At 67.6% G+C, this 9,398-nt stretch carries 15 protein-coding genes; 11 read left to right on the forward strand and 4 right to left on the reverse strand.

Translation table 11 applies throughout. From position 1 onward, the window contains the following. The first annotated feature begins 130 nt into the window (after positions 1-130). Together D3874_RS20435 and D3874_RS20440 are read left to right on the forward strand one after the other, a co-directional pair. Positions 131-685, forward strand: coding sequence for a hypothetical protein (locus tag D3874_RS20435; RefSeq protein ID WP_119780209.1), 555 nt, complete (start codon positions 131-133; stop codon positions 683-685). Between the two features lie 14 nt (positions 686-699). After that, the gene (locus D3874_RS20440; RefSeq protein ID WP_147385751.1) at positions 700-1,224 is read left to right on the forward strand and encodes a hypothetical protein; all 525 of its coding nucleotides are present in this window, start codon (positions 700-702) and stop codon (positions 1,222-1,224) included. A 66-nt stretch (positions 1,225-1,290) separates the two neighbouring features. Here D3874_RS20440 and rpmE read toward each other — a convergent pair whose 3' ends face one another. Then, positions 1,291-1,515 carry a 50S ribosomal protein L31 gene (gene rpmE / locus D3874_RS20445; protein WP_119780213.1) on the reverse strand — a complete coding sequence of 75 codons (225 nt, stop codon included), beginning with the start codon at positions 1,513-1,515 and terminating at the stop codon, positions 1,291-1,293. Positions 1,516-1,897: 382 nt separating this feature from the next. Between rpmE and D3874_RS20450 the strand changes: the two genes are divergently transcribed. Continuing rightward, on the forward strand, positions 1,898-2,635 hold the full coding sequence (locus tag D3874_RS20450) for a sulfite exporter TauE/SafE family protein (protein ID WP_119780216.1): 738 nt from the start codon (positions 1,898-1,900) through the stop codon (positions 2,633-2,635). Positions 2,636-2,638: 3 nt separating this feature from the next. On the opposite strand, the gene D3874_RS20455 is transcribed toward D3874_RS20450, so the two are convergent. Beyond that, positions 2,639-3,832 (reverse strand): glycosyltransferase family 4 protein, encoded by a 1,194-nt coding sequence (locus tag D3874_RS20455; protein ID WP_233560067.1) that lies wholly within the window; start codon positions 3,830-3,832, stop codon positions 2,639-2,641. On the opposite strand from D3874_RS20455, the gene D3874_RS20460 reads away from it, so the two are divergent. The 5 genes from D3874_RS20460 to D3874_RS20475 all read left to right on the forward strand — a co-directional run bounded on the left by D3874_RS20460 (position 3,831) and on the right by D3874_RS20475 (position 6,995). After that, complete coding sequence (locus tag D3874_RS20460; protein WP_233560069.1) at positions 3,831-4,433, forward strand: alpha/beta fold hydrolase; 603 nt, start codon at positions 3,831-3,833, stop codon at positions 4,431-4,433. The two genes, D3874_RS20455 and D3874_RS20460, sit on opposite strands and share 2 nt — an antisense overlap. A 23-nt stretch (positions 4,434-4,456) precedes the next feature. Beyond that, the gene (locus D3874_RS30700) at positions 4,457-4,603 is read left to right on the forward strand and encodes a hypothetical protein (protein WP_233560071.1); all 147 of its coding nucleotides are present in this window, start codon (positions 4,457-4,459) and stop codon (positions 4,601-4,603) included. Between the two features lie 191 nt (positions 4,604-4,794). Then, entirely contained in the window at positions 4,795-5,190 is a 396-nt protein-coding gene (gene parS / locus D3874_RS20465; protein ID WP_119780219.1) for a type II RES/Xre toxin-antitoxin system antitoxin, read from the forward strand. 6 nt (positions 5,191-5,196) lie between these two features. After that, positions 5,197-5,637 (forward strand): RES family NAD+ phosphorylase, encoded by a 441-nt coding sequence (locus D3874_RS20470; protein WP_119780221.1) that lies wholly within the window; start codon positions 5,197-5,199, stop codon positions 5,635-5,637. Positions 5,638-6,668: 1,031 nt separating this feature from the next. After that, positions 6,669-6,995, forward strand: a complete 327-nt coding sequence (locus tag D3874_RS20475) for a metalloregulator ArsR/SmtB family transcription factor (RefSeq protein WP_119780223.1) — start codon at positions 6,669-6,671, stop codon at positions 6,993-6,995. 67 nt (positions 6,996-7,062) lie between these two features. On the opposite strand, the gene D3874_RS28670 is transcribed toward D3874_RS20475, so the two are convergent. Both D3874_RS28670 and D3874_RS20480 read right to left on the reverse strand, forming a co-directional pair. Further along, positions 7,063-7,227 carry a hypothetical protein gene (locus D3874_RS28670; RefSeq protein ID WP_158596124.1) on the reverse strand — a complete coding sequence of 55 codons (165 nt, stop codon included), beginning with the start codon at positions 7,225-7,227 and terminating at the stop codon, positions 7,063-7,065. Further along, on the reverse strand, positions 7,203-7,697 hold the full coding sequence (locus D3874_RS20480) for a hypothetical protein (protein WP_119780225.1): 495 nt from the start codon (positions 7,695-7,697) through the stop codon (positions 7,203-7,205). Before D3874_RS20480 ends, D3874_RS28670 begins: the two co-directional genes overlap by 25 nt. A 144-nt stretch (positions 7,698-7,841) precedes the next feature. Between D3874_RS20480 and D3874_RS20485 the strand changes: the two genes are divergently transcribed. The 3 genes from D3874_RS20485 to D3874_RS20490 all read left to right on the forward strand — a co-directional run bounded on the left by D3874_RS20485 (position 7,842) and on the right by D3874_RS20490 (position 9,357). Continuing rightward, positions 7,842-8,606, forward strand: a complete 765-nt coding sequence (locus D3874_RS20485; RefSeq protein ID WP_338016737.1) for an NAD-dependent epimerase/dehydratase family protein — start codon at positions 7,842-7,844, stop codon at positions 8,604-8,606. Beyond that, positions 8,543-8,836, forward strand: a complete 294-nt coding sequence (locus tag D3874_RS31675; protein ID WP_338016738.1) for a hypothetical protein — start codon at positions 8,543-8,545, stop codon at positions 8,834-8,836. The genes D3874_RS20485 and D3874_RS31675 overlap by 64 nt, the downstream gene beginning before the upstream one ends. A 62-nt stretch (positions 8,837-8,898) precedes the next feature. Further along, a complete protein-coding gene (locus D3874_RS20490) occupies positions 8,899-9,357 on the forward strand; it encodes a carboxymuconolactone decarboxylase family protein (RefSeq protein ID WP_119780227.1) in 459 nt (152 codons plus the stop codon). The last annotated feature ends 41 nt before the right edge of the window (positions 9,358-9,398 follow it).

The raw sequence follows: 9,398 nt of genomic DNA on the forward strand, positions 1-9,398 counted from the left end.
ACGGGCGCCCGACGCCTATGAGGTAGGATCGGCGGCACGGGGTTCAAGAGGCCATTGTGTGATGGCGGGCACGGCATAAAATTCGCCCTGGCCGTACCCTGCGCTCCATCAGGCAGTCCGGAGTCCCGTCATGATCACGATCCCGCAGCCCGCCATGGTCCTCAACGCCGAGGATGTCCCGGGCCCCGACTACAAGATGTGGAACAGCCGCAAGGTAAAGGAAGCCGAAGACCCCAAATGGGTCATGATCAATGTCGCCTCGATCGCCAAGGCCGCGACCGGCGGCAAGCTGAAGGCGCTGGTCATCAACTGCCACGGCTATTACGCCGTGCTCAAGGAACACAAATACTGGTTCGACGAGAAGGGCGGCGGTTTTGGCTTGGGGATCGGCACCGGCATCACCCGCGCCAATGTCGACCTGGTGATGGGCGAGATCAAAGGCCTGGTCGACGATATCTGGCTGGTCGCCTGCGGCGCTGCCCAGATCTCCCAGGCGGGGGGTGCCGGCGACGGCAACCTGTTCTGCGGGTCGATGGCCAAGGCGACAGGCGCCAATGTCTATGCCTCGACCGCGAAGCAGTCGACCGGCCTGTGGCCGACCATCCCCTACGGCAAGATCGATGGCTATGAGGGTGACGTCTACAAGTACAAGCCCGACGGCTCGAACGAACTCACCAACTACTGAACGGAGGAGGCGTCATGATCACAATCCCGCAGCCGGCCATGGTCCTCAATGCCGAGAACGTGCCCGGCCCCGACTACAAGATGTGGAATACCCGCAAGGTTACCAAGGACACCGATCCCAAGTGGCTGATGATCAACGTCGCCTCGGTCGCCCGCTCGGCCACCAACGGCAAGCTGCTGGCCCTGGTGATCAACTGCCACGGCAAGGCCAAGGGCGACAACGGCGGCTATGGCCTGTCGCTGGGCACCGGCATCAAGCGCGGCAATGTCGAGCCCCTGTTCTCGACCCTCAAAGGCCTGGTCGACGATATCTGGCTGGTTGCCTGCCAGGCGGCCCGGATCAGCGAGCCGGGCGGCGACGGCGACGGCAACCTGTTCTGCGGCGCCATGGCCAAGGCCGCGGGCGCCAATGTCTATGCCTCGACCGCCGATCAGACCACGGGCCTGTGGCCCTACATCCCCTTCGGCAAGATCGACGGCTATGAGGGCAAGGTCTACAAGTACAAGTCCGACGGTTCGTGCGAGCTGACGAACTACTGAGGACAGACGAAAAAGGGCGGCCCCAGGGCCGCCCTTTTCATGGTCCGCGCCGTTGCCGGCACAGGGTTACTTGATGCCGAACTTGGCGAAGCGCTTGTTGAAGCGGGCGACCTGGCCGCCGGTGTCGATGATGCGCTGGCTGCCGCCGGTCCAGGCCGGGTGCGAGCTCTTGTCGATGTCGAGCTTCAGGACGTCGCCTTCCTTGCCGTAGGTCGAGCGCGTCTTGAACACCGTGCCATCGGTCATTTCGACCGTGATGACATGGTAGTTCGGGTGAATACCTTCCTTCATCGCCTGTGCTCCTGGACCACGGAATCTGCCGCCGGTCACGAATATCGGGTCGACTGATCGTCGAGAAGCCGCGTTCCTAACGGAAATGCCCGCGGAAAGCAAGCGGCGAGGCTGCGTCCCGGCCCGATCAAGCCGCCACGATTGGTTGAGAGCCCGCACCTCCTCCCCTCCGCCCGCTTGGCAGGCGAGGGGTCGGGGGAGGTGGGTCGGGCGGCCGCGAGATGCCGGTATTTTGCCCCGACGACCTCCTCACCCAACCCTCTCCTCCCACGGAGGAGAGGGCTTTGCACCGCACTTCGGCCGTGGCCGAAGCGTTTCAGATATCCGCGCCATTGGTCCTGATGGATGTTGGCCCGGCATTTAACACCGGGTTCCATATGCCATGCCCTTCGATTTCCCGCTGATCGCCACGATCGCCGCCGTCTTCCTGCTGGCCGGATTCGTCAAGGGCGTGATCGGCCTGGGCCTGCCGACCATTTCGGTCGGCCTGCTCAGCCTGGTCATGGCGCCGGCCCAGGCGGCGGCCCTGCTGATCGTGCCCTCGGTGATCACCAACCTGCAGCAGATGCGGCCGACGGCGACCCTGCTGCCGCTGGCCCGCCGCCTCTGGTCGATGATGCTGGGGGTGATCCTGGGCACCCTGGCCGCGGGCGGCCTGATCGCCGGGGCCAACGCCGCCGGGGCCGCGGCGGCGCTGGGCGCGGCCCTGGTTCTCTATGCCGCCATCGGCCTGATCCAGGTGCGCTTTCAGGTCGCCCCCCGGCACGAAGCCTGGGCGGCGCCGGTGGTCGGCGGCCTAACCGGCATGGTGACGGCGGCGACCGGCGTGTTCGTCCTCCCCGCCGTGCCCTATCTCCAGGCGATCGGGCTCGAAAAGGACGCGCTGGTCCAGGCGCTGGGCCTGTCCTTCCTGGTCTCGACCCTGGCGCTGGCCCTGACCCTGAGCGGCGCCGGCGTCTTCACCTGGGCTTCGGTGCTGACCCTGGTGCCGGCGCTGGCCGGCCAGGTCGTCGGACAGTGGCTGCGTACCCGCATCGATGCCGTCACCTTCCGGCGCTGGTTCTTCGCCGGTTTGCTGGCGCTGGGCGCTTTCCTGGCCCTGCGCTGGCTGCTGGCCTGACGTTCAGCGCCCCGCCATCAGCCCGCGATAGACGTCCAGGGTCGAGGCGACCATGCGCTCCACCGTCCAGGTCTGCGCGACATGGGCGCGGGCATGGGGGGCCAGGGCGGCGCGGGCCGAAGCGTCCAGGTTGAGCGCATCCTGGATCGCGGCGGCCAGGGCATCGACATCGCCCGGCGGCACCAGCAGGCCGGTCTCGCCGGGGATCACGGTCTCGCGGAAGCCGCCATGGTCGGTCACCACCACGGGCCGGCCCATGGCCTGGGCCTCGACCGGAATGCGGCCGAAGGCCTCCGGATCCAGCGAAGGGGCCACCACCACGTCGGCCAGCATGTAGGCCGCCGCCATGTCGCGGCAATGCTCGACGATGCGGATCGACCCGCCCAGGCCGACGTGGCCGATCTTGTCTTCCAGTTCGGTGCGGTATTTGGACCGCCCCTGGTCGTCGCCCACGAAGTAGCAGACGAAATCATGGTGTCCCAGCTTGGCCAGGGCATCGACCAGGAAACTATGGCCCTTCCAGCGGGTCAGCCGCCCGGGCAGGAGGATGACCGGCAGGCCGTCGGGCAGGCGCCAGGCCTTGGCCATGGCGATGACCCGTTCCTGGCTGACCCGGGCGGGATCGAACAGGTCGATATCGATGCCGCGGGGGATCGTCACCAGCCGATCGGCAACGGCGGGATAGCGCTCGCGCACATGGCCGGCGATGAAATGGGAATTGGCGATCACCACGTCGCCCGAGGCCATGATGGCGTTGTAGCGCCGCTTGCCCGGAAAATCCTCGTTATAGGTCCCGGCATAGGTGGTGACGAAGGGCAGGCCCTCGGCCCGGGCCGCACTCCGGGCGCTCCAGGCCGGCGCGCGCGAGCGGGCATGGATCAGCTCGATGCCGTGTTCGCGCACCAGGGCGCGCAGGCGGCGGACATTGGCGCGCAGGCGCAAGGGATTCTTGGTCGCCAGCGGCAGGGTGATGTGCTGGGCGCTCACCCGCTCCAGGTCGTGGACCAGGCGCCCGCCTTCCGAGGCGACGAAGGTCTCGACTCCTTCAGCGGTGAGGCCGCCGGCCACATCGACCGCGGTCCGCTCCACCCCGCCGGCACCCAGCGCGGGCAACACCTGCAGCACGCGGGGCAGGCGGCCGGGGCTGGGTGCTGCTGCCATGGCATCAGCCTCGATGCCGGTATATGTATCGCTCATGAACGCCGCCGATGCCCCTTCCGCCGCCGACGCACCCGCTCAACTGCTGCGTGGCGACGGCAATAGACTCGCCTATCACAGCCGCACCGGGAAATCACCGGGCGTCCTGTTCCTGGGTGGGTTCAAGTCCGACATGACCGGCACCAAAGCCACAGCTTTGGACCATTACTGTGCAAATACCGGCCGGGCCTTCACCCGTTTCGACTATTTCGGCCATGGCCGCTCGTCGGGCGCCTTCACCGACGGCACCATCGGGCGCTGGCTGGATGACGCAATCGCCGTGCTTGATTCGCTGACCCAGGGCCCGCAGATCGTCGTCGGCTCCTCGATGGGCGGCTGGATCGCCTGCCTGCTCACCCTGGCCCGGCCGGATCGGGTCGCCGGCCTCGTCACCGTCGCCGCGGCGCCCGACATGACCGAGCGACTGATCTGGGCCCAGCTCAGCCACGACCAGAAGATGGCCCTGGCCCGCGACGGCCTGTTCCGCGACCCTTCCGCCTATGACCCTGAAGGCTACGAGATCACGCAAGGCTTGGTCACCGAGGGCCGCGACCATCTGATCCTGGGCGGCCCATCGCCATCCGCTGCCCCACCCGCCTGATCCACGGCACCGCCGACGAGGACGTGCCCCATGCCCTGTCGGCCGAACTGCTGGCGCGGATCGAGAGCACCGACGCGACCCTGACCCTGATCAAGGGCGGCGACCACCGGCTGTCCAGCGATGCCGATCTGGCGCGGCTGACCGGTGCGGTGGCGGAATTGGCCGGCTGAGTTCCCGGCCCCATCCGTCATCCCGGCGCAGGCCGGGATCCATGGCAGGGTCAGCGAGTTGCTGCCGCCAGATCTCCTCTCGCCGGACAATGGATCCCGGCCTTCGCCAGGATGACGCAGGTCAAAGAGCCCCTTCCCAATCGCGCAATTTGCCCTATATTCATGGGCATGTTGCGCACGGGATCGAAACCATGACCGAGCTTGCGGCGATCGTCGAGGATCGTGACGGGTCGGCCGTGCGCTCGATCCGGGACGGCTTGCCGGTGACGGCGATCGATCGGCTGATCGCCGACGGGATCGTCGATGCGGGCGAGGTCGATCGCCTGATCATCCCGCGCCGGACCTTGCAGCATCGCCGCCATCTGGGCCGCCTGACGCCGGAACAGTCCGACCGGGTCGTGCGCATCGCCCGCATCGTCGCCCTGGCGGTCGAGTGCTTCGGCAGCGAGGCCAAGGCGCGGGTCTGGCTGCGAAGGCCCAGCCGCCTGCTGGAGAACGAGGCCCCGCTCGACCGGCTGGATACCGAGGCCGGCGCCCGCGCGGTCGAGGTCCTGCTCGGGCGCATCGCCCACGGCATCGCCGCCTAGCGTGCCATGCAATTGTGGCGGCTGGCACGGGCGCCCTACGCCGCCCTCGACGGCGAGGGCGCGCGACGCTTCGGCGGGCGCTGGAACAGCCCGGGCAAGGCCGCCGTCTATCTGTCCGACCACCCGGCCCTGGCCGTGCTCGAAGTCCTGGTCCACCTGGACCTGCCGGGCGAGTTGCTGCCCGACGACTACACCCTGCTGACCATCGAGACCGCCGGCGCCAGCATCACCGCCGAGGACCAGCACTTGCGCAGTGCCGCCCGCGCCCGCGCCGCCGGCGACCGCTTCATCGAGACCGCCGCGGCCTGCCTGCTATCGGTGCCCTCGGTGATCGTGCCCGAGGCGCGCAACCTCGTGCTCAACCCGTCCCACCCGCAGGCCGCGCAACTCACCATCGCCCGCCGCCGCCCCTTCAAGTTCGATCCCCGCCTGCTGCTGCGGCCTTGAGGTGGCGCGCACGACATTTGCCCGTGCCGGCAGATGTTCAGGCAGCCGCGGATTGCGCGCCAAGCCTGCATATTGGAACAGTTTGATCAGCCACCAGCCCGGATCGATCTGGCCGGGTTCAAGGCCCAGTTTCGCCGAGCCGGGAAAGGCGTGATGATTGGCGTGCCAGCATTCGCCGAAGGTGATCAGGCCGATATGGCGGATGTTGTAGCCCTGTACGGCGACATGCTCGACCCGCCAGCCCTGGTGGCCGCCACGATGGGCGAAGTGGCCGACCAGCCAGTGGCCCGTCAGCGACACGGCAACCCGGACCGGCACGCCCCAGATCAGCCACGGCAACCCGCCCACCAGGAAGAAGCCGACGGCCCAGGGCAATTGCTGCCACAGCCAGGTCCGCTCGACGATACGGTAGAAGCGATCCTGCGCCACGGCAGGTTCCAGCACGAAGCGCGGCGGATGATCGAGGCGAACCTCGCAATGCATCTGCCACCAGGCATCGTGGAGGAAGGGCCGGCGATGGCCGAACAGGTCGTGGCAGGTCTCCTGGCGCTGTGCCCAATCCCGGATGTCGTGGCCGTAGATCATGCCCCGAGGGCCGGCCATCCCGATCAGGGTGCCCAGATAGACCAGGATGTGTTCGAGCCATTTCGGCGCCTCGAAGCCCCGATGGATCAGCAGCCGGTGCATGCCCACCGAATGGCCGCCGCATAGGGTAATTGCGCTGGTTACCAGGAACAGCAGGAAGGCATCGGCGGTGAAACTGAGCGGCCCGCCGACCAGGGCGATCACGGTCACGCTGCCGGTCCAGATCGACTTTACCGGCGACCAGACGACGATGCCCGCCCGGGCATCGCTTGCCGCATCGGCAATCATGCGTTCGGTCGAATGACAGGCCATGGCGTTCCCCTTGTTGGTTCGAGGCAATCGCACTATATTTCGTTAATTACCTAATTACGTAATTTGCTTTTGGTCAATCCCGCCCGTTTGCTATTCTCGCGACATTCGGTCGCCCCAGAGATCAAGGAGCAGGAATGCAGCGGGTGTTTCAGGCGTTGTCATCCACCGCCCGGCGGAAAATCCTGGCCTATCTCGCCCATTCGGAACTGACCGCGGGCGAGATCGCCAGCCGCTTCGAGATGTCGAAGCCCTCGATCTCCCAACATCTGTCGATCCTGGAGGCCGCCGGCCTGATCGCCGGCGAGAAACGCGGACAATTCATCCACTACCGCCTGGTGAGCGAGAACCTGACCAACACCCTGAACGAATTCGTTCAGCAGGTCTGCCCGGTCTCGCGCCCGCTCAAGCGGGAAAGCGCCACGCTGGCCGATGCGAAGCGCCGGGAAACCGCGACGGAATAGGCCTACCAGTCCAGGCGCAAACGGGTCGAGAGGCCGACGTCGGCCTTGTGCGGGCTGGTTTCCTCGATCAGCACGCCGACGCCGACGGGCCGAACAGGGTCTGGCGCGCTTCCAGGCGGTGCAGCCAGGCGTCGTCGCCGCTGGAGCGTTGTGAATCGAGCAGCACCGAGGTGTCGTGCCAGGGCATGTCGACCTCGATCGTGTGTTTCAGGGTGATGGCCGGTGTGGCCATGGCGAAGAGCTGGGGCTGATCGAAGTCACTTGCTGGGTACTGCGGGCCGATAGCGAGCCAAGCGTCAGGTCGGCCGATCGCGTCGCCAGAAACAGGCGCCCGGTGCTGGCGCCGGGATCGACGGTGGCGCCCAGGCTGACCCCGCGGGCCGCGGCCGAGCCGCCGCCTTCGACCACGACGCCGCCGCCCTGGCCGCCACCGTTGAAGCCCAGTTGCCAGCCCGTGGGGACCGTGGGTGGCTGGGGCCTCGGATCGGCGGCCTGGACCATGGCGGGTGGCACGCCCAGCGGCACCAGCGGGCGCTGCGCGGCGGCGGCCAGGGCCGCCTCGTCGTCATCGGCGAAGCTATAGTCGCCGACCGCGATCAGCAGATCGCCCTTCTCGACACCGGCATCCTGCCCCGCGGCCGACCAGGAAAGCCCCAGCCCGGTCATGAGCACCAGCAGCCGGCGGAACATGAAAAGTTCCATCGACGCATACCTTTGCGGCTGTTTGGTTGGCGCCATCAAGCCACGCAAAGGCGACCAAAAGAGGGCGGCTGGCGCCCGCCACGGTGCTCGACTAGGATGCGCCCGGGCAGTCAATGCTGTGCGCCGTCGCGGAGTTAAGTGAGCATGGAGTCTTCGGGAGATCGCCCGGCCATCCTGGTCGCCGGTGGCGCCGGCTATATCGGCTCGCACACCTGCAAGGCGCTGAGCGCGGCCGGTTTCCTGCCCGTGACCGTGGACGACCTGTCGACCGGCCATGCCCAGGCCGTGCAATGGGGCCCCCTGGTCGAGGGCGACATTGCCGACGGCGAACTGATCACCGCCGCCATCCGCCGCCACCGGGCGGTGGGCGCGATGCATTTCGCGGCCTTCAGCATCGTCTCGGAATCGGTGATGCAGCCGTTCAAATACTACGAGAACAACGTGGTGAAGGCCCTGGCCTTCGCCCGCACCCTGATCGAACTGGGGGTGGAGCCCTTCGTCTTCTCGTCCTCGGCGGCGGTCTATGGCCTGCCCACGGCCTCGCCGATCCCCGAGAGCCACCCGACGGATCCGATCAATGCCTATGGCGCCACCAAGCTGGCGTTCGAGGGCATCCTGCGCGCCCTGGGGGCTGCCTATCCGCTGCGCTCCCTGTCCTTGCGCTACTTCAATGCCGCAGGCGCCGACCCGGAAGGCCAGATCGGCGAAAGCCACGAGCCCGAAACCCACCTGATTCCCAACATCGCCAAGGCCGCCCTGGGCCAGGCCCCGGCCCTGCAGATCTTCGGCGACGACTACGACACCCCGACGGCACGGCGGTGCGCGACTATGTCCACGTGGCCGACGTGGCCGAGGCCCATGTTGCGGCCCTGCGCCACCTGCTGGAGGGCGGCGGCAGCGCGGCGATGAACGTCGGCTCCAGCCTGGGCGCCAGCGTGGCCGAGGTGCTGGCCGCCGCCGGACAGGTGCTGGGCCGGCCGGTGCCCCATGTCATCGGCCCCCGGCGCCCCGGCGATCCGCCATCCCTGGTCGCCGACGCCAGCCGGCTGCGCAGCCGCCTGGGCTGGGTGCCTCGCCGCTCGGACCTCGAGACCATGATCGCCTCCACGCTGGATTGGCAGCGCCGCCGGCCTTTTTGATGTCACAGCCGGGCGGGCCGGATCGTCTTTCTCTTTGTAGGCAGCAAGGAAGGTTGAGACCCATGACCCCCCGATTGAATTTCTACAAAGCCGCCCCCGAAGCCGTGAACGCCATGGTGGCACTCTCGAACTACGCCGAAGGCTGCGGCCTGGAGCACAGCCTGCTCGAACTGGTGAAGACCCGCGCCTCGCAGATCAACGGCTGCGCCTTCTGCATCCACATGCACACCAAGGATGCCCGCGCCGCCGGCGAGACCGAGGAACGCCTGTACCTGCTCAGCGCCTGGCGCGAATCGCCGCTCTATTCCCCGCGCGAGCGCGCCGCCCTGGCCTGGACCGAGGCCCTCACCCTGGTCTCGCAGAGCCATGCGCCCGACGCCGACTATGAGGAGATGCGCCGCCACTTCTCGGACGAGGAAGCGGTGAAGCTGACCCTCATGATCGGGGTGATCAATACCTGGAACCGCTTCGCCATCGGCTTCCGCGCGATCCACCCGGTGAAGGTTACGGCCGCAGCCTGATCGGGGCCTATGCTCTCTGCCGCCCGGTGCGGCAGGGGGCA

The organism is Oleomonas cavernae (assembly GCF_003590945.1).
GTDB classification, from domain to species: domain Bacteria; phylum Pseudomonadota; class Alphaproteobacteria; order Zavarziniales; family Zavarziniaceae; genus Zavarzinia; species Zavarzinia cavernae.